Origin of the sequence: Bacteroides celer, assembly GCF_002632415.2 — a bacterium.
Taxonomy (GTDB): Bacteria; Bacteroidota; Bacteroidia; order Bacteroidales; family Bacteroidaceae; genus Bacteroides.
The window spans coordinates 154797-175567 of the sequence record NZ_CP178209.1 but is presented as its reverse complement, the minus strand read 5'-3'; the positions used below and the strand labels follow the sequence as shown (position 1 = coordinate 175567).

Here is a 20771-nt window from a genome sequence, read left to right as displayed (position 1 = left end):
TTAAATATACATGCTATGAATATGGAAAAATGTAAGTATCTACTGTTTTGCGGAACACTCGCCCTTTGGATGGCAGGAGGTTTCCAGCAAGTGTATGCAGCAACGGAACCAAGTTCCCAGGCTATTCAACAACAAAGTAACAAGGTAACCGGAAAAGTGAGCGATGCCACAGGTCCCATCATTGGGGCTTCCGTAGTGGAGAAAGGAACTGCCAACGGAACGATTACCGATCTGGATGGAAATTTCAGTTTGAATGTAAAAGCGGGAGCTACGCTCGTTGTCAGCTACGTGGGTTATAAATCCGAAGAAGTAAAAGCGGGCAGAGGTCCCTTGAGCATCACCTTGAAAGAGGATGCTAAAGCATTGGATGAGGTGGTAGTTACCGCCCTTGGCATCAAGAGAGAGCGCAAAGCGTTGGGCTACGGCATTGATGAAGTGAAAGGCGAAGCCTTGACCAAAGCGAAAGAAACGAATCTCATCAACTCCATGGCAGGACGTGTGCCGGGCTTGGTAGTCAGCCAGACCGCCGGTGGTCCTTCCGGTTCTACGCGCGTTATTCTGCGAGGCAGTACCGAAATGACCGGCAATAACCAACCTCTTTATGTAGTGGACGGTGTACCTTTGGACAACACTAATTTCGGCAGTGCCGGCACAAACGGAGGCTTCGACTTGGGCGACGGTATTTCGAGCATCAATGCCGATGACGTAGAAAATATGTCGGTATTGAAAGGCCCTGCGGCGTCCGCACTTTATGGTAGCCGTGCCAGCCACGGTGTTATCTTGATTACAACCAAGCGAGCCAACAAGGATAAAATCAGCGTGGAATATAACGGAACACTGACTTTCGATACCCAACTTGCCAAATGGGACGAAGTGCAACAGATATACGGTATGGGAAGCAACGGTACTTATAGCTATGATGCCATATCCAACACAAACAAAAGTTGGGGCCCCAAAGCGGACGGTTCAAACATGCTGAAGTATTTTGACGGCGTAGAACGCCCTTTCCTCATTGTCCCCGACAATACGTCCAACTTCTTCCGCACGGGTATCACCGCCACCAACTCCGCCATCATAGGTGTGAACAGCGGAAAAACCGGAATTCGCTTTACCTATACGGATATGCGCAATAAAGACATTGTTCCCCAAACGCACATGAGCCGTGACATTTTCAACCTGCGCGCCAATACGTCTACAGGAAAGGTAGACTTGGATTTCAGCGTCAACTATACACGGGAAGACGTGAAGAACCGTCCGGCTCTGGGCGACAGCAAGTCCAATATCGGTAAAAACCTGATGACCCTTGCCACCACCTACGACCAGGAATGGTTGCAAACCTATCAAACTGCCGACGGCGAATATTCCAACTGGAACGGCATGGATCCCTACAACGTAAATCCATACTGGGATATCTATAAGAACTTCAATAAATCCAAGAAAGACTTGTTCCGCATGAACGGCAAGGCTGTATGGAACATCGACCCACATCTGAAACTTCAAGCAACATTGGGCGCCGAACTCAACTGGTTCACGTTCGATGATTACAAAGCACCTACCACTCCCGGATTCGAAGCCGGAAGACTTCAAAACAGTGCTTTCCGCAACCGCATGTACAACTTTGAAGTGTTAGCTCTCTACAACAACCATTGGGGTGATTTCGATTTCAACGCTACGTTAGGCGGTAATGTATATAAAGTGAACAACCAGACTACCGTTACCACCGCTCAAGACATGAAGATACGCGATGTCCCTTCATTGACGAGTTTCAACGAGATCAGTGTAGTGCCCGGCAGTTACCGCAAGCAGATTAATTCGGTTTACGGAGCAGTGAACGTGGGATGGAAACACATGCTTTACCTCGATGCTACGTTGCGTGGCGACCAATCGTCCACCCTTCCCACTGGCAACAATATGTATATGTATCCTTCTTTCTCCGGCAGCTTTGTATTCTCCGAGCTGACAAAACTGGGCGATCTCCTGCCTTACGGAAAGTTACGTATGTCATGGGCGCAAGTGGGTAGCGATACCGATCCTTATCAATTGGGACTCGTCTATACGAAATCCAAATATGCTTATCCCGGATATACCGTCGGATATATCGATAACGGAACCATCCCCAACAAAGACTTGAAACCAACCAAAACAAACTCCGTGGAAATGGGATTGGAATTGAAATTCCTGAAGAACCGTATCGGACTGGATTTCACCTACTATTCTCAAATCAGTAAAAACCAGATTATGGGAATGGCAAGTTCCTGGACAACCGGTTATAACTATCGCTTGATTAATGCCGGCAAGATAGAAAACAAAGGTATTGAGATTGCCCTTAGCACACGACCGATTCAAACACGCGATTTTTCCTGGGACATTAATCTGAACTTCTCCAAGAACAGCAACAAGGTAAAAGAACTGGATGGCGAATCGGATATGTTTGAACTGGAAAAGGCGTCTTGGCTCGACGTTCAGGTGGCCGCTAAGGTAGGCGAGAACTTTGGTTCTATTGTAGGCCCGGACTTCCAACGAAACGAAAAGGGAGATATTCTGATTGACCCGCAAACCGGTCTGCCGCAATATGACAAGAGCAACCACGTATTGGGTAATGCCTCTTGGGACTGGACAGGTGGATTACTCACCAACTTTACCTACAAGAATCTCTCGCTGGTAGCAGTATTCGATGTGAAAGTAGGCGCCGACCTCTATTCTATGTCTGCCCGTGCTGCTTACGAATCGGGTAAAAGTCCGGAGACATTGGCAGGACGCGACGCCTGGTATCGCTCGGAAGAAGAAAGATTGGCAGCCGGCATTGCAAAAGGAGCCGATAACTGGAAGCCGACAGGCGGATTCGTTGCTCCGGGTGTCATCGACAACGGTGATGGAACGTATCGCCCCAACGACATCTACATCAATCCGGAAGACTACTGGATGAGCGTTTGCCGTAATGCACCTTCTATGTTTATTTACGACAACTCATACGTGAAATGCCGTGAACTGACGTTGAGTTATAATGTACCCAAATCCTGGCTGAAAAATGTAGTAAGCGGACTGACCGTTTCGTTCGTTGCCCGCAATCCGTTCATCGTATGGAAGAATATCCCGAATATCGACCCGGATTCCAACTACAACAATACCACCGGTATGGGACTTGAATACGGTTCGTTGCCTTCACGCAGAAGCTATGGTTTTAATGTAAATGTGAAATTCTAAAAAGATATATCATGAGACAATCTAAATACATCACAATCATCACGATGGCATGTGCCCTGTTTTTCGCTTCTTGCAGCGATGAATACATGGAAAACATGAATACCGACCCTTCCAAGGCCGCTACCATCGACCCGAATGCGCAGCTCACCACTGCCCAACTGCAAACGTACGGAGACCTTAGTATGATGGAAATCTACCGTAACTACCATTATGCATTCACCCAACAACTGATGGGATGTTGGAACACCACCAACTACGGCGGACGCCATACGCTAGACAATAATGAAATGAGCCGTATCTGGACATCGTTCTACACTCAATCCTTGAAGAATATCATTGATGCTCAATATCGCACAGCCGAAGATGCAGAGAAAGTGAACATCAACTCTGTGCTCCGCATTTATCGGGTTTATCTTATGTCTATCATCACCGACACTTACGGAGACGCTCCTTTCAGTGAAGCCGGCCTGGGATTCCTTGAAGGAAAGTTCAATCCGAAGTATGACAAACAGGAAGATATTTACAACGCTTTCTTTCTGGAGCTGGAAGATGCCGTCAATAAAATCGATCCGACCAAAGATAAAGTGACAGGTGACCTCATCTATGCCGGTGACGTAACTAAATGGCAACAACTGGCAAACTCGCTTCGCCTACGTTTTGCCATGCGAATCTCCAATGTCAATCCTACAAAGGCACAAACGGAATTTGAAAATGCTTTAGCTGCCAATGGGGGTGTGATAACGGACGCCTCAAGCGATGCGCTCATCAAATACATGACAATCGCATTTAGTTTCGGACAAGAAGCTTACTCTGATTATCGCGGATATTCATTGTCACAGTTGTTGTTCGGCAACGACCCCGCTAATAATCCAAGCTACCTCTGCTCCACTTTCTTTAATCAGCTACGCCAATCCGGTGACCCTCGTACATTCAAAATTTCCCGTTGTTATTATGACGGGCTGATGAGTGCCACCAGTCCCGACAATCGTGTCGACATCACCCAGGAGATGATTGAAAAAGGGATTGATTTCAGTCCGCGCGACCCGGGTGCCTACTCGTGGGAGCCATGGCCTACAGGATACGACAGCGATATTTGTAAGGAATTAGCCGTTAACAACCCTTCTGTTACAGCAACCATGGCTCGTGAAGTGGAACCCAAACTTGCCAATAATTTCCTAAAAAGCGACAATCCGGGCGTAGTGATGACCTCTGCAGAAGTGAAGTTCCTGATGGCAGAAGCTACCGTGAAAAAATGGAATGTCGGCAGTGTGTCGGCAGAAGAACTTTACAAGCAAGGAGTGCGTGCAGCTATGGATTTCCTGACAGACAACTACGGTTGCACGGCTACTACTGATGCAGAGTTTGATGCATTCATTCAAGGTAGAGGGACGTTCGGACATACGGACAATCAGAAACTTGAAGCTATCAATACACAGGCCTGGATTCTTCACTTCACCAATCCTGCCGAATGTTGGGCAAACGTGCGTCGTTCCGGTTATCCGAAGTTGAAATCACCGGCAGAATATGGGTTCGGACAATACCTCACCGGTGGAACGGAAATTCCGGTACGTCTCTGCTATCCTGTATTGGAATCTTCCTATAATAAGAAGAGCTACAACGAAGCCATCGAGCGCATGGGAGGAACAGATAATTGGCACAGCCTTCTGTGGTGGGATACTGAAAACTAACTATTAAACAATCATCCATTATGAAAAAGATATATATTGCACTATTTGCCCTACTCGCTGTAGGCTCCACATTTACTGCATGCACCGAGGAAGAACCGTTCGCTACGGTGACGGAAAATGATGATCCGCATATCCTTGCCCCGGTATTCCCTGACAGAACAAACGGGCAATTGGCTACATTCGCCAACATCAGCCGGGATGCGAACTTATCCATCGCGCTGACCGTGACTCCGAAAGATTACACCACAGTAACCTGGTTCATTGATGGGCAGGAAGTAGAATCGGGTACCGACTCCGACAAAGAAATCAACCGTAGTCTGAAGGCCGGTACGTATAATTTGAAAATAGAAGTGGAAACCGTGAAAGGGAAGAAGACTTCCCGTGAAGGATTGGTGGTGGTCAATCCGTTGGCTGATGACCCTCAATCTAAAGAAGTAGCCTTTGAGAGAATTGTATCTCCCGGTAAGACTGCCCGTTTATATGGCAGTAATTTACAGAACGTAACAGCCATCCTCTTGGGAGGAAACACGATCACCGATCCTACTTATGTTGAATCGGAAGACGAGAACTATCTGGAATACATCGTTCCGACAGGCGTAAGCGAAGGCGATTACCGTATCGTTCTGCAAGATGCCGCCGGCAATGAATATGGAGCCGACATGGTGAAAGTGACCAATGCTTCCCTTGTCATTTCGGGGGCTAACCGGGCTACTGCCAACGTGGACTGGACCATTTCCGGTATCAATCTTGAAAACATCGCTTCTCTAACTATCGGCGGACAGACGGTGTCTCAATTCAGCAATCAATCTTCTACGGAAGTTACGCTGACTTGTCCGGATTTGTCTGATGGAAGCTATACGCTGACAGGCAAAGCCCGTAGCGGAGAGGCTGTGCAGTTCTTGAACGACAATGCTACGACTACCGAACAGACTGTGACCGTATCTACCGAAATAACGCTTTGGTCAGGACACCATTACGTTTCGTGGGATAAGCCGGACGGTGACCCCAACAAGAGTTTCGGTCTGATTCCAAAAGATGTGTTTGCCGGTATCACAGCCGGATCAACACTGAAAGTAGTCTACTCCATAGAACCAACTGCCGAATATCATCAGATGCAACTTGCCACAGGTTGGTGGACTGGCCTGGCAGATAAGATAGAATTTACGGAAAACGGTGAATACACACTGGTACTGACACAAGAGATACTGAATAAGATTCAAACTGAAGACGGATTCTTATGTACGGGTCATGGCTATTATGTAGACCTGGTAACCGTGAAATAATGTTCCTAAGTAAGTTTAAAAATCATTCATACCATAAGTATCTGTCATTCTTCGGGTTAAATCCCTCTGAATGACAGATTACATAAACGATGCTACTTAAAAACAAATCATAATGAAACTAAGAAATATTATATTAATGACCGCATCTATCGCAATGACTGCCTGTTCCAAACAGGCAGTTCCCACTGCCATTCCTGAAGACGCAAAAATAGAACAACAAGTGGAAGAGCTTCTATCAAAGATGGACCTCGATGCCAAGATTGGGCAGATGACCGAGCTTGCCATTGATGTATTAGGAGAGACGATAAATGGTGAATTTCAATTGGACGAGGCAAAACTCCACAAAGCGATTGCTGAATACAAGGTAGGTTCGTTTCTCAATGCTCCCGGCCCGGTAGCACAAAGCCCTGAAAAGTGGAACGAGATTATCGGTCAAATACAAGAACTGTCGATGGCGGAGATTGGTATTCCATGTATCTACGGCCTGGATCAGAATCATGGTACTACCTATACATTGGGCGGCACGCTCTTTCCTCAAAATATCAATATGGGTGCTGCCTTCAATCCGGATTTGACCTACGAAGCGGCACGTGTAACGGCTTATGAAACAAGGGCTAGCAATTGTCCCTGGACATACTCCCCCACCGTCGATATGGCACGTGATCCCCGTTGGCCGCGTGTATGGGAAAATTATGGAGAAGACTGTTTAGTCAATGCCATTATGGGCAGCACTGCTGTCCGAGGCTTCCAAGGAGATGATCCTAACCATATTCCCGCCGACCGAATCGCCACCTCCGTGAAACATTACATGGGATACAGCATGCCACGTACCGGTAAAGACCGCACACCGGCTTATATATCGGTTTCCGAACTACGTGAGAAATGTTTTGCACCGTTCAAGGCTTGTGTGGAAGCTGGTGCACTGACTATAATGGTCAACAGTGGTTCCATCAACGGAAAGCCTGTGCACGCCGACCGCGAACTCCTTACACAATGGCTGAAAGAAGACTTGGGATGGGACGGAATGTTAATCACCGACTGGGCGGACATCAACAATCTTTATACCCGCGAACATGTGGCGGCAAACAAAAAAGAAGCCATCGAAATGGCAATCAATGCAGGTATAGACATGGCTATGGAACCGTATGATCTCAATTATTGTACACTATTAAAAGAGTTAGTGCAAGAGAAGAAAGTGCCCATGAGCCGTATTGACGATGCCGTCCGCAGGGTGCTTAGACTTAAATTCCGTCTAGGTCTGTTCGATCATCCGAACACTTTATTGAAAGATTATCCTCTCTTCGGCAGCAAGGAGCATGCACTTATCGCACTTCATGCAGCTGAAGAATCGGAAGTATTGCTAAAAAATAAAGATAATATTCTTCCGCTTCCTCAAGGGAAAAAGCTACTGGTAACCGGTCCGAACGCTAACTCTATGCGCTGCTTGAACGGCGGTTGGAGCTATTCGTGGCAAGGACATCTGACCGACAGATTTGCCGACAAATATAACACCATTTACGAAGCAATCTGCAACAAATTCGGAGCCGATCATGTCCGTCTGGAACAGGGCGTAACCTACAAACCCGAAGGTGCTTACATGGAAGAAAATGAACCGGAGATTGAGAAAGCTGTGGCCGCCGCCCGCAACGTGGATATTATTATCGCCTGCATCGGTGAGAATTCATATTGCGAAACACCCGGTAATCTTTCCGAACTTGCCATCTCTGCCAACCAAAGCAAACTGGTAAAGGCACTTGCCGCTACAGGAAAACCGATCATCCTGATACTCAATGAGGGTCGTCCCCGCATTATCAACGAGTTGGAGCCATTGGCTGATGCAGTTATTGACATTCTATTACCCGGAAACTATGGTGGCGACGCATTGGCGAACATTCTGGCAGGAGACGTGAACCCCAGTGCCAAGATGCCTTACACATATCCGCGACACGAAGCAGCACTGACTACCTACGATTATCGGGTGAGTGAAGAAATGGACAAAATGGAAGGAGCTTACGACTACAATGCGGTAGTCTCCGTTCAATGGCCTTTCGGATACGGATTGAGCTACACCACTTTCGAATACAGCAACTTCCAAACGGACAAATCTTCGTTTACCACAGGAGATGGTTTGCACTTTTCCATAGATGTAACCAATACCGGTAAATATGCCGGAAAAGAAGTTGTGATGCTGTTCAGCAGTGATCTTGTGGCATCGCTTACTCCCGAAAACCGTCGGTTACGAGCCTTCAAAAAGGTGGAACTGCAACCGGGCGAAACCCAGACTGTCACTCTATCCATCAAAGGCAGCGACTTGGCTTTTGTCAATTCTGACGGGCAATGGGTACTGGAACAAGGGGATTTCCGTATGCAATGCGGAAATCAAGTAGTGACTATTACTTATAAGTAGGCATTTATAAGTAGGTATTTATAAGTAAATGCGCATTATTAATGTATACACTCCCGACAATAACTCTATGAGACACTGCGTTACTTTGTGGTGAACTCAAATTATCATCTAACCGGTTGAACAGCCTCAAACGGCTGTTCAACCAAATTTAAACAACCGCTCCTCTTGATCCAAACGACCGTATGTCTACAACAAAAAGACAATCGTTTGAGCCCAAAGGAGCGATTGTTTTTATCTGAAGGAAAGCGGCATTATTACAAAGGGTATTCCTCAAAAGCATACAAAATGGTAGATAAATAACGTTCACCTGTATCGGGTAATAATGCAACAATCATTTTCCCGGCATTTTCCGGTCGCTTCGCCAGTTCCGTAGCAGCATATACGGCTGCTCCTGAAGATATGCCTACCAACAAACCTTCCTGTTTAGCCAATTCACGACTCGTACGAATGGCATCGTCATTCTGCACCTGAATAATTTCATCTACGACAGAAGCCTTGTACGTCTTAGGAATAAACCCTGCACCGATTCCCTGAATCTTATGCGGACCTGGTTTACCTCCCGATAGTACCGGAGAATCAGAAGGTTCTACTGCCACAATCTTTATACTCGGATCACGCATCTTCAGCGCTTCCCCTACACCGCTAACTGTCCCGCCAGTACCTACTCCGGCCACAAAGATATCGACTTTCCCCTCGGTATCTCTCCATATTTCCAGACCGGTAGTCCGTAAATGCATGGCAGGGTTAGCAGGATTCTCAAATTGTTGTAAAATGACAGCTCCCGAAGTGACCGCCTTCAGTTCTTCAGCTTTGGCAATGGCTCCTTTCATGCCATCCGCACCAGGAGTCAATACTAATTCCGCCCCTAAAGCTTTCAGAAGATTACGCCGTTCGATACTCATGGTATCGGGCATCGTCAGAATCAGTTTATAGCCTTTAGCAGCTGAAACAAAAGCCAATCCCACACCGGTATTCCCACTGGTCGGTTCAATGATAGTTGCTCCGGGATGCAAAATTCCTTTCGTTTCTGCATCCTCAATCATAGCCAATGCTATGCGGTCCTTCACGCTTCCTGCGGGATTGAAAGATTCAATCTTTACAATCAGACGAGCTTTCAGGTCGTTACTTGTATTATAGTTACTAAGTTCCAATAACGGAGTATTACCTACCAAATCCGTCAATTTTCTTGCTATCTTTTCCATATATATCTGTTTTAAATTTCTCTTGTTTTAATATATGACAAAGATAGTGCGGATTCTGTTCAGGGTAAATACCATATATATGGTAAATTCATACCACATATATCTGACTTCTTGCCAGAACAATATATCATTTGAATCTCTTCACATAATCTGCAATCAGATAACATGCCGGACCGAGTACTTGACCATGATCGAATCCTTGCATTTCGTACAAAGTCACTTTCTTGTTACCTATACTTTTCAAGACAGCTTCCAGCAACGCATTTTCTTCATACCTTGCCGCCATCTCCAGATGCTTGTCCCCCGTAATCAACACGAGAGGAGCTGTTTCCTTACGAGCCTTATTTACCGGAGCATACTCATCAACCACCGGAATACCGTCAGGCAAACCGCGTTCCTTGCGAATAGTGAAATGTGTCACTGTCTGACCACTCACCGGAAGATAAGCAGCTACACTATCGGCATCTGCTCCGTATGCTGCCATGTACTTTTTATCCATTGCCAGAATCAATGAAAGATAACCTCCCGCAGAATGACCGGAAACAAAAATATGATCCCTACGACCACCATACTTTTCAATATTCTTGAAAACCCATGCCACAGCTTCAGCCGCATCTTCGATGTAAGCCGGATTCTTTGCTTTCGGACTCAAACGGTAATTCACCGTCACTACTGCAAACCCTTGTTCTCTCAATTCTTTTGGGACAAATTTATTTCCGCCTTCCATACCACCACCGTGAAACCAGACAATAGTTGAGAAATCCTTCTTGTTTTCAGGGTAATAAATATCCAGTTTACAACGTTCCAGACGATAGGTATCCGTTTCGGAACCAGAGACATAAGATATATCTTTGTCTGTGCGATAAGCATTTTGTGCTTGAGCAATGCAAGTACAAAACAAAAAGAGAAGAAAGCAAATCTTTTTCATAACCACATTATTCAGTGTACTTAATAAAAATGCAATATTACGAAATCTTAATAAGAATAGAAAAGGAAAATTACTCCAATAACTACCACTCCACAAATCAACCAAACATTTAAAAGAATAAAAGCGTAAAAATCTCACAATTTTTATTTATGTTTATGACCTTATTTAACGGAAAGAGCCGCATAAAAAGTCATATATAAATAAAATCATTAATGGACCAATAACAATAAAGAAACTATTAATCTATCTTTCTCTAATTACAACAGGACTATTGTCCACTATACAAGTATCCGTCCAAAAAGAAATTGCTCCAGGGGTTATTAAACTACAAAAGGGAGAAATTGACCCTTTCACCCCCCCCTATTCTCTATTTGGCGGAAAGCCTGTTATAGAAACTATGAAGTCACTTCCTACAGCCAAGTTACCTTTCGACATTCAAGAAATACAAATAAAAATAACAGATAGAGGATGCTTGATAGAAGCCCCCTTGGAAGACAATGAACAAATCTATGGCTTCGGACTCCAGTTTGAAACCTTCGGTCAACGTGGCTTACGTAAACGTCCGATAGTGAACGACAACCCTCTAAACTGACTCGGATATACACACGCCCCACAAACATTCTACGTCTCTACCAAAGGTTATGGCATTCTCGTCAATACAGCACGTTATACCACTTTTTTATGCGGATCCAACCAAAAAAACAGCAAAATATACAAAACGCGAAAACCCGCAAACATATTTCCACCACCACGGAAGACTTATATAAAAATAGAAGCAATGGAGACAAAGTTTTTATCGACATTCCTGGTGCAAAAGGTATCGAAGTATTCATTATCACCGGACCGGAATTACTTGATGTAATGAAAAAATATAATCTTCTCTCCGGTGGAGGCTGTCTCCCCCCAATGTGGGGACTCGGATTCAAATACCGTGTGAAAGGAGATGCTATACAAGATTCTGTTATGCGTTTTGCTGATTATTTTCGTAACAATCATATTCCATGTGACGTACTAGGGCTTGAACCCGGATGGCAAACGGCTACTTATTCCTGCTCGTACATATGGAGTAAAGAACGATTCCCACAACACAAAGAAATGCTAGCCCAACTCCAGCAGAAAGGCTATAAGATCAATTTATGGGAACACGCTTACGTACACCCCACCTCTCCCATCCGAAAAGCGTTGGAACCTTACCTTTATACAGCTTTCCACACATACCAGCAAGAGGGAATACCTCCTTTTCGCCCGCTGCTGATGGATGATCCCAAGGATGAACGTCTGCGCACCATCAGCGATCAATACATGATTGGCAACGGAATGATGGCTGCTCCCCTGTACGAGAATAAGAAATCACGGAAAGTTTACTTCCCGGAAGGAGTCTGGTACAACTTCAACACCAATGAAAAGTACGAAGGTAACCGTGAATATGAGATAACGACCGAGCTTAATCAATTACCACTCTACGTACGTCAAGGAACGTTATTGCCTCTTGCCGAGCCTGTTCCTTATATAAATACGCAGACCGTATTCAACCTGAACTGCAAAATATACGGCACTCCCACCGCTACTTGCCAACTTTTCGAAGATGATGGTGTAAGCTATAATTTCCAGAAAGGGCAATTCAATCAGGTTACGTTGAATGCAGCTAAGGGAAAGGTCAAACTTACAAGAACAAAAGGCTGCAAGATTAAGAGATACAAGCTCAAAGGCTACGAATTTATCAACTAGAGCATGTCTTTTTAAGAAGATATACTTACTATATAACTTTCTTGAAAGGACATTTTCACCAGGGACACAATACGACAATCTCCCGCCCGAATATGTACCCGAAAACACATTTCCAGACAGGAGATCCACCATTATAGACAACAAAGTCCCTCTCTAAAGTTTCTTGATGGAGAAATCGGCGAAACGGATTTCTTCATCGCGCAACTGGTCTTGCCAGCTACGGTTCTCGCCCAAATAGCGGTAGATACCCCATTTGGGGCGAAGTCCCGTACAATCGGTGCGCCACATATCCATCTTTTGGGGATCGAGTTTCAAGAGAACTTTCCCGTCTTTCACGCGCGTGATGGTTACTTCATAAGAACCATCCTCACCGAAACGGGCTTTCTCTTCCACCTCTACCCAGTTACCGAGGAAGTCGGCCAAATCCGTGCTGGCAATAGTCGTAGTACTCTCGCCACGCTTGTCATAGCGCACACGTAACTGTTGTCCGCCCTTACTATTCGAATAGGCAGTCAGTGTGATGAGCGGAGAGCTGACGTCTGCCGTACCGGATGCGTTGTCGATGCCTTTCAACTGGTGAAGATGGGAGAATTTGGTAGTTGTACGAAATCCTGCCGGCAAACAGAATTTCCAACGGAACACCATTGTCTCTCCTTGCTGGCCAACAAGGCTTTGCGGAGATTTATTATCTGTTTTTATTTCATTCCGCTGACGGTCTGTGATATTCGGCAGACCGCGGTCGTCGTCTATCGCAGCATGAATAAAAAATGCGAATACATATTTGTTCAACTGATTGTCACGCACCTGCTGAATATGCTGGAAATGCTCCGTTTTATGCTCGCGCGAAGAATCGGGAGCCTCGTGGTTGTAGCCCGAGCGCTTTATCAAGTCGTACGTTTTCGCGCTGTTGCCATCGGCTATTAATGAACCGTCCACTTGCTGTTCCGGTTGTTCGGGCTTCGGCTGTTCCTTGTCGTCTATCACTTCGGATGAACTATTGGAGCAGGCAATAAAGGCAAAGAGGGCTAAGAATAAGATTCCTGTTTTCATACGTTTATTTCATATAGGTGGTCAGGAAATCGACAGACTTGAAGAAAATCTCTTCCATCTTATCAGAAGTCTTTGAACTTACGTTGTGGTCATAATACTTATACGTCAGCAGGTTGCAGACGCCTCCTTTTTTCTTTAGTGCCGATGCAAACATTTCACTTTGCTCACACTCTACCGTCACATCACACGTGCCACATACCAGCATGGAAGCAGGGATGTTCTTCTTTGGAATGAGATTGATAGGAGATGCTTCGCGCAGGACTTTCGGGTTCCGGTCACAGAAATAAGCGATGCGTTGAGCATCTTTTGTCTTCATGGTGATGGCAGCCTTTTCCAGGTCATAGATACCGGAATAGCCGACAAGTGCTTTCGTTCCGGGAACAGTCATGGCAGCAACTGCCGCTAGGTGTGCACCTGCAGAAGTGCCCAGGAAGCCGACACAGGCAGGATTTACATTCAATTCGGCAGCATGCTCCTGCACGTATTTCACAGCATCCAGAATATCTTGAATGGAGACTTTCACGGTTGCGTCGGATTGCGGTGCCAGTGTATAAGAGACACGTACACCTGTAATACCCTTTTGCTTTGCCAGGTATTGAGACAGAGATCTGGACGAACCATTATCTCCACGTGCCCATCCACCTCCGTGGATGTAGACCACGAACGGAGCGGGCTTGTCAGTCTCTGCAAAGTCTACTGTGAGTATCAGTTCATAATCCTTATGTTTCTTATACACAATGTCTTTGGTAGTCACTCCCTTATAGTCCTTGCTTTTCAGGCGGTCCGGCTGATAGGTATAAGGCACCATCACATCGGGAATGGTATTCACATCGATAAACTTCGCATATTTCTTTGCATACAGCAGCGCATAGGAGCCGTCCTCATTCTGCGTCATCTTCATGCCATAGCGATTGGAAAATTGCTGCGGTTGCGCTTCCTGGGCAAGGCAGAAAAGCGGCAGCATACACAAACATAAAATCAGTTTCAATTTCATGATATCACTTCATTAGGTGGGATAATCTTATTTCTTCTTTAAAATTAGATATGGTATCGTTTCTACATCCGACGTACTGTATTTCAGTCCGATGCACTTTGCCGTATCTATGTACTTCTGATTGCCCAATGCCGTTCCCGCTTCATAAAGAAGAATGGCGGCACGCGACTGGTCGAATGGTTTAATCTGCTTGAACTTCCAGCTTTCGGGGTTCACATAATAAGGATACAGATAGTCTACTGCCTGCGAAGCCACTTTGCCGTTGGCGGCCGGAGTATTCCACAAATTGATACCTATCTGGCTGGTAATCTGATTGGCTTCCATCAGAGCTTCGAGAGCGAAAGTTGAATAATGCAGGGAGAGCGTCCGTTCCAGTTCTTGGGGTAGTGAGCCGTCATCGGCAATCTGTGCACCCATTTTGGGGAGGATGCTTTGCTCGGCTACTTCACGGATGCGGTCGGTGCGGTCCAGATAGGCGAGTACCATCAGGTGAATGGCTTCGTACCACAGGCCATGATTGTTGGCAGCATGAGATTCTCTTTGTCCCTGTGTGCTGTTCTCCATCCAATAACAGAAAGCGGTAGCCCAGTCATCGAGCTTTTTCTTGTCCGAGGCAGTCCAGCTTTTCGAGCTTTCTATCAATTTGGCAACTCCCAGTGCACGACTGAAACGACGGGAGTCAATGAAGCCCGAACCACGCATATTTTTCATTCCCGGAACGGATTGTGCATAAGTCATATTGGGGTTCATACCCAATTTCGGGTCGGTAAACCATGTTCGTAAATGATCGGCACAGGCTTTGGCGTAGACTTCTTTTCCGGTGATGTAATAGAGTACGCCCAAACAGTAGGCAGCGTCGCCAAAACGGTTGGCATTCTCACGTTCAGGGTATTCATAAACTTCCGGGTTGCGTTCGCCATCCTTACGGATATAGGGAAGCCCATCTGTCTTCGTGGAGTCCGGCCACCAGTATGGGGATAGAGTCATATAATCCCGGGGGTCCTTGCTGGGAGGTAATTTCTTTTTAGCTGTTACCGACAGAGGAGACATCTTTATATATTTCTCTGCCGCCTTTTCCTGTAATTCGATGTACTGGGTCACCTCTTTATCGCCTTTCTGATAATCGGTCTTCAGCTTCTCGAGCAATGTCGCATTAAACGGTCCCAACGGTGCCGCGTTCAGTACTCCCCAACAAAGGTATAGAGCCCATATAGCAAAGATTCGTCTCATAAATGTATTCTTTTAGAGTAGTGGAGATGAGTGGTTAAAATAAGATGTGTAATGGTAAGATTAATAGTGAAGCAAGTAAGAGGTAAGTTAGCAAAAAGCAGGTAATCAGGAAATAAGCAACCAAGCAGTAAGTAGTTGAGTATAAAACATTTGCTACTTAACTACTCACTACTTGATTGCTAAATCTTTACTACTTATACTAGCTCCAGATTCGGTGATTCTTCTTTAAGAGAAGAAACAACCACCGTTAATATCAATATTCGTACCTGTCAGGTAAGAAGATTCGGAGCAAGCCAAGAAGCAAACCAGTTCGGCAACTTCATCAGCAGTTCCCTCACGACGCAATGCGTAAGAGCCTTTCATACGTTCACGATTCTCCGGTGTATTGAAGCGGTCGTGGAACGAAGTAGCAATCGTACCCGGACAGATAGCGTTGCAGCGGATTCCTTGAGGACCGAGTTCTTTGGCCATAGAGCGAGTGAATGTCATTACAGCGCCTTTGGCAGTTGCATACATGGAAGCTCCGTTGCCACCGCCGTCGCGGGCAGCCAATGAAGAGAAGTTTACGATAGAACCACCCTCCGGCATCATCGGAACTACCTCACGGGTACAAAGGAATACGGAACGCATATTGACATCCATCAGGAAGTCATACCAGTCTTCATCCTGTTCGGTGATTTTCTTACGACCTACGATTCCGCCTACTACATTTACCAATACATCTACCTTGTCGCCAAAAGCCTTGTTGCACTCTGCAAAAAGATTCTTCACCGCAGCAGCTTTCGTCATATCACCCTGAACAGCGATTGCTTCACCACCCACGTTTTTAATCAATGCTAGTGTTTCCTGTGCATCGGCTTCATTATCAAAATAGTTCAAACAAACTTTAGCGCCTTCTGCGGCTAATTTTACAGATATTGCGCGACCCAGGTCACGTGCACCACCAGTTACAATAGCAACTTTTCCTTCTAATTTCATAATTGTCTTTTTTAAAATACGTTTATTTATTGATTTGTTTAATCTCTCCTACTGTCAGGAAGATGGAGCACAACGATAGTGGTACCAAAGCTCCCAACAGGCTGAATAATAAAATCCAGTTTGTAATATAGCTGGCAAAAAGAATAGCCAGAATTGTACCCAACACGGCCGAAGCACCTCCCAGACCTGCCAAAGAACCTACCGACTTGCCGCTATGCAAATCGCTCGGAATGGTCTGCAAGTTCGTCATGCAGAACTGGAAGCCTCCCAATACCAGTGCCATAAAGAGAATGGCAACCGGAGCCGTGGTAGACATGATAGCTGCCAGAATGGACGGAATAATTATAAATCCACCAATCAGCATGGCTGCTTTGCGGGCATAGTTCACAGTCTTTCCACGGTTTATCAGCCAACCGGAATACCAGCCCCCGGCAACACTTCCCAAAGCCGCGCCCACATAAGGCACCCAGGCAGAGAACGCCACCTCTTTTATATTCAGATGGAATACGTCGGCAAGATAAAGCGGCAGGAAGGTTACAAACATCCACCAGATAGGGTCGAGGAAGAATCGGCCGAGAATGACAGACCAGTTCTTTTTCACACGCAACAGTTCGCCCCAGCTCTTTCCTTTATCTTCTGTCTTTATCTCCTTTTCGGGCTGACCGCTTAGAATATAAGTACGCTCTTCTTCCGTAATCCAGGGATGCTCTTTCGGAGTTGCCTTATTGATTATCAACCAGGGAATCAGCCAAATCAATCCCAATCCACCGACTACAATGAAAGTCAGTTTCCAGCCAAAGGCGATGAACAGCATCAGAATGATAATCGGAGCAAGAATGGAACCGATGGAAGCTGCCGCTCCAAACAATCCCTGTGCAAAAGCACGTTCTTTCTGCGGGAACCATTCGGCATTACTTTTCGTAGTGCCCGGCCATGGGCCGGCTTCACCCAAGCCCAACATCATCCGGAAAAAGGTCAGTGAGAAGATTCCTCTGGAAAGAGAGGCCAGCGCATCCGCCGCTCCCCATACCAGCACACTCCAGAAGAAACCTTTCCGGCATCCGATTTTATCGTACAACTTGCCGGAGACAAGTTGGCTGATGCCGTATGCAATCATAAAGAAAATCGTAATCAGGCCGAGAATGTCTTTCGCTTTCTGCGACGCATCGGGATCGTTACGGTCTATCAGACCGAGGTCGATGGCGATACCCTCGCGATTGGTGACAAAGGTGACTCCGTTCTTCTCTTTCATCTGCACATTGGCTACGCTGACCGAATCGCGGTTTCCGTTGGCGGCTGTCAGGATATACTGGTCGCCCACCAATGCGGCGTGGTTGCCTTTATCGCTCAACGCCTCCGCCTCGGGCAGAAGACGATAGTCGATATTAGCCACCCACATATAGTTGAGCGTGCCTCTATCCAGATAATTGATGATGGTTATCAACATGATTAATCCGATAACCACCCATCTAAGTCCTTTTACTTTCATGCGCCTAGAGGTTTAAGAAGTCTGCACGCACGGGACTAAAAGTATCAATCAGAATACCGGCTTCCAGGCAAACGCATCCGTGCCATTCATCCGGTGCTACGTAATAACCATCTCCGGCAGAAAGAATCTCTTTCTTATCGCCGATGGTGAGTTCGAATTTGCCGCTCACCACGTAAGTGGCCTGGCTGTGATAATGCTCGTGCATGGTTCCTACCGCACCTTTATCAAATTTCACTTTGACCATCATCAACTGTCCGTCATACGCCATAATCTGACGATTGACACCCGGAGCGGGGTTTTCCCACTTCAAATCTTTCTCAAACTGAAAAGTTTCACTACATGTTTTCATACTTTCTATCTATTAATGGTTTGTTCTCATTTGGCAAAAACTCCGCAACGACCGTTCCAGTCGTAATTCTTTCCTTCGACGGACAAGTGATGTTTATTCTCTTTGCTGTCTTCTGCGTTGGCCAGACAGAGTGTTACGGAATGTCCACCTTTATATATAGCTTTGATAACGGTGTATTCGGCCGTATCCATCACCACTTTCACTTCCTCGCAGGAGGATGTCAGATTGTTGGAAGTCTCCATCACTACGTCATAATCTCCATGCGTTTCGATGGAAGTAGCAAACGTGTGATTCTTCTGTTCTTTTTCTCTGATTAGAAACGCTGTCTCGTTTCGCAAATTGAAATCCGGATCATTAGCTCCCAGGCGAAGCATCTTTAGTTCTGTCTGGGGAGTGGTGGCCGCACTAATGGTATAGAGGCGGTTGTCCTTGACAAAAGTGAAACTGGAGGTGTTCATTTTCTCATTCTGTCCCCAGGCTTCCAGCCACAGATGCTGATAACCGTTCTTTGTTCCGAGGGTTTGCAATCCGTTGCTTGCTTTGGTATATGGGAAATTCAAAGAAACGAAGTGCCCGTTATACCATAGCGGATAGTCGTATTGGTGTTCCTTGTCGGAGTTGGCCTGCAACACGTCCAGTATCAGCGGGAATTGCAGGAAAGGAGTAGTCACATACACCAATGTACGTTTCATTTCCACTCCGGAATATGCATTGGTTTCTTTGGCTACCATCACTTGGAAATGATCTCCGTTGAAATCACTGTAAATGATGTCCGAATGATAACGGGAAGACACTTTTATATCGCCGCCGAAATTGGAAGTTTCATCGACCACCAGTGTGTTGTGTGCAATGGTCTGTTTGGCAAACGATTCGTTCTCACGTGTGTAATGTCCCTTATTCTTGGCTTCGATATTGAGAAAACGGGAAGCTCCGTAATCTGTCAGAATCTCGTTTCCATTATCGTAATAGGCCATTGTGAGTTTATCGTAATGTCCGTGGCTAAGGCCATGAGAAGTGGCTTTCAGGGTCAGGGCACTATTCAGTTTAGGGTCTGTCGAGCGAATCACGGCAATGCCTCCCTCGTCTCCTTTGCGTCCGTCGCGGAACACACTGCTGCGATATACGATTGGAGCAGCTTCGCCACGGGCAATATCACGGGCTACCCGGAAACCACCGATTGTAGGCAGATAAGTATGCTGGTATTCGTTCGCTACGAAGAGCAATGATTTATCCGACGGATGGACATTGTATAGAATATCTGCAGCGTAAACCAGTTCCTGTGCAGAAAGTCCTTTCAGCAGGGCATCGTTGATGTGGAAGAATTCTCCCTCATAAGATAGCTGTATTAACGTGGAAAGTGCTTTTGAGAGTATGCTGTCGCGATAGCTGAAGATTTTCAGCTCCGGCAGTTTGTTTTCAATGCATTGGGCGAAGATGACGAAAGGCCAGATGGCATAACGTTGATAGTAGGCCCCCTCTGTGAAATAGCCATCGGGAGAGAATAGATAATCCATTTGACGGATGAATCCTCCGTGTTTGCCTGTTTCGTCGGAGCCATAAAGGGCTTTCTTCACGTAATCTTCACGATTCATGGCGAAACCAATCATACCTACGGCAGCCGTAGCCCAAGTGGCATGATTATGCATCTTGTTGAAAGTCTTATTGTTTGCATGGTTATCGCCCATACCATCCATGATGAAGTCCGCCATTGGGGCAAACAGATTCTTTTCGATGGTGGTGCGCTGCTTGGCCGAGAGTGTATGATAGATGCAATCGTATGCTACTGCTGTATGTACCAGCCATACACTTTCATTCAGCGTCTGCCAGAACAGGCGTCCGGGAACAGGGGAAAGTGATACGGGATGGAAACTCAGTGTAGGATAGAGCTTTGCATAGGCTTCCAGCATATCTGCTACGTAATGGGCGTATTTCTTGTCACCGGTCAGCTGATAGGCAACTCCGCAATGAAACATGGCATAATAGTTCGACTTATGCTGTTCGTGTACCACCCCGCCACCGCCATCTGTCGGAACGGGAACGGAGATAGGAGAATTCAACGCTGCGTCGGCTGCGCTCAATACTTCCGAGAGCGTTTTATCGAATGCAGGCACGGTTCCCTTTCCTTCCCTCATCTCGTTCACTTCTTCCTGTGTGAAAAGAAGAGACGGATGTTGGGCAAACGAAAGGAGACATCCTCCCAAGACCATGAATATACAAATAATAAGTTTTCTCATCTAATCA

General features: G+C 46.0%; 15 protein-coding genes. 6 read left to right on the top strand and 9 right to left on the bottom strand.

The features are described 5' to 3' along the window. Positions 1-15: 15 nt before the first annotated feature. From CJF29_RS00535 to CJF29_RS00520, 4 genes are all read left to right on the top strand, one after another. Positions 16-3204, top strand: coding sequence for a SusC/RagA family TonB-linked outer membrane protein (locus CJF29_RS00535; protein WP_099146355.1), 3189 nt, complete (start codon positions 16-18; stop codon positions 3202-3204). An 11-nt stretch (positions 3205-3215) separates the two neighbouring features. After that, a complete protein-coding gene (locus CJF29_RS00530) occupies positions 3216-4892 on the top strand; it encodes a SusD/RagB family nutrient-binding outer membrane lipoprotein (RefSeq protein ID WP_099146356.1) in 1677 nt (558 codons plus the stop codon). Positions 4893-4912: 20 nt separating this feature from the next. Beyond that, positions 4913-6175 carry a hypothetical protein gene (locus tag CJF29_RS00525; RefSeq protein ID WP_099146357.1) on the top strand — a complete coding sequence of 421 codons (1263 nt, stop codon included), beginning with the start codon at positions 4913-4915 and terminating at the stop codon, positions 6173-6175. Between the two features lie 112 nt (positions 6176-6287). Continuing rightward, positions 6288-8582, top strand: coding sequence for a glycoside hydrolase family 3 N-terminal domain-containing protein (locus CJF29_RS00520; RefSeq protein WP_099146358.1), 2295 nt, complete (start codon positions 6288-6290; stop codon positions 8580-8582). Positions 8583-8836: 254 nt separating this feature from the next. Here CJF29_RS00520 and cysK read toward each other — a convergent pair whose 3' ends face one another. Both cysK and CJF29_RS00510 read right to left on the bottom strand, forming a co-directional pair. Then, positions 8837-9784, bottom strand: a complete 948-nt coding sequence (cysK, locus tag CJF29_RS00515; protein WP_004324060.1) for a cysteine synthase A — start codon at positions 9782-9784, stop codon at positions 8837-8839. Between the two features lie 127 nt (positions 9785-9911). After that, complete coding sequence (locus CJF29_RS00510) at positions 9912-10712, bottom strand: alpha/beta hydrolase (RefSeq protein ID WP_004324061.1); 801 nt, start codon at positions 10710-10712, stop codon at positions 9912-9914. Positions 10713-11109: 397 nt separating this feature from the next. Between CJF29_RS00510 and CJF29_RS00505 the strand changes: the two genes are divergently transcribed. Together CJF29_RS00505 and CJF29_RS00500 are read left to right on the top strand one after the other, a co-directional pair. Then, the gene (locus tag CJF29_RS00505; protein ID WP_229036689.1) at positions 11110-11304 is read left to right on the top strand and encodes a hypothetical protein; all 195 of its coding nucleotides are present in this window, start codon (positions 11110-11112) and stop codon (positions 11302-11304) included. Between the two features lie 89 nt (positions 11305-11393). Continuing rightward, complete coding sequence (locus CJF29_RS00500; protein ID WP_229092016.1) at positions 11394-12440, top strand: TIM-barrel domain-containing protein; 1047 nt, start codon at positions 11394-11396, stop codon at positions 12438-12440. Between the two features lie 153 nt (positions 12441-12593). On the opposite strand, the gene CJF29_RS00495 is transcribed toward CJF29_RS00500, so the two are convergent. From CJF29_RS00495 to CJF29_RS00465, 7 genes are all read right to left on the bottom strand, one after another. Continuing rightward, entirely contained in the window at positions 12594-13490 is an 897-nt protein-coding gene (locus tag CJF29_RS00495; RefSeq protein WP_074556590.1) for a heparin lyase I family protein, read from the bottom strand. 4 nt (positions 13491-13494) lie between these two features. After that, complete coding sequence (locus CJF29_RS00490; RefSeq protein WP_074556591.1) at positions 13495-14484, bottom strand: alpha/beta hydrolase; 990 nt, start codon at positions 14482-14484, stop codon at positions 13495-13497. A gap of 27 nt (positions 14485-14511) precedes the next feature. Then, entirely contained in the window at positions 14512-15714 is a 1203-nt protein-coding gene (locus tag CJF29_RS00485) for an alginate lyase family protein (protein WP_074556592.1), read from the bottom strand. A 225-nt stretch (positions 15715-15939) separates the two neighbouring features. Then, positions 15940-16692 carry an SDR family NAD(P)-dependent oxidoreductase gene (locus CJF29_RS00480; protein ID WP_004324067.1) on the bottom strand — a complete coding sequence of 251 codons (753 nt, stop codon included), beginning with the start codon at positions 16690-16692 and terminating at the stop codon, positions 15940-15942. 22 nt (positions 16693-16714) lie between these two features. Next, positions 16715-18181, bottom strand: a complete 1467-nt coding sequence (locus CJF29_RS00475; protein ID WP_074556593.1) for an MFS transporter — start codon at positions 18179-18181, stop codon at positions 16715-16717. Positions 18182-18185: 4 nt separating this feature from the next. After that, positions 18186-18530, bottom strand: a complete 345-nt coding sequence (locus CJF29_RS00470) for a cupin domain-containing protein (protein ID WP_004324069.1) — start codon at positions 18528-18530, stop codon at positions 18186-18188. A gap of 26 nt (positions 18531-18556) precedes the next feature. Further along, complete coding sequence (locus tag CJF29_RS00465) at positions 18557-20764, bottom strand: heparinase II/III family protein (protein ID WP_099146359.1); 2208 nt, start codon at positions 20762-20764, stop codon at positions 18557-18559. Positions 20765-20771: the final 7 nt, after the last annotated feature.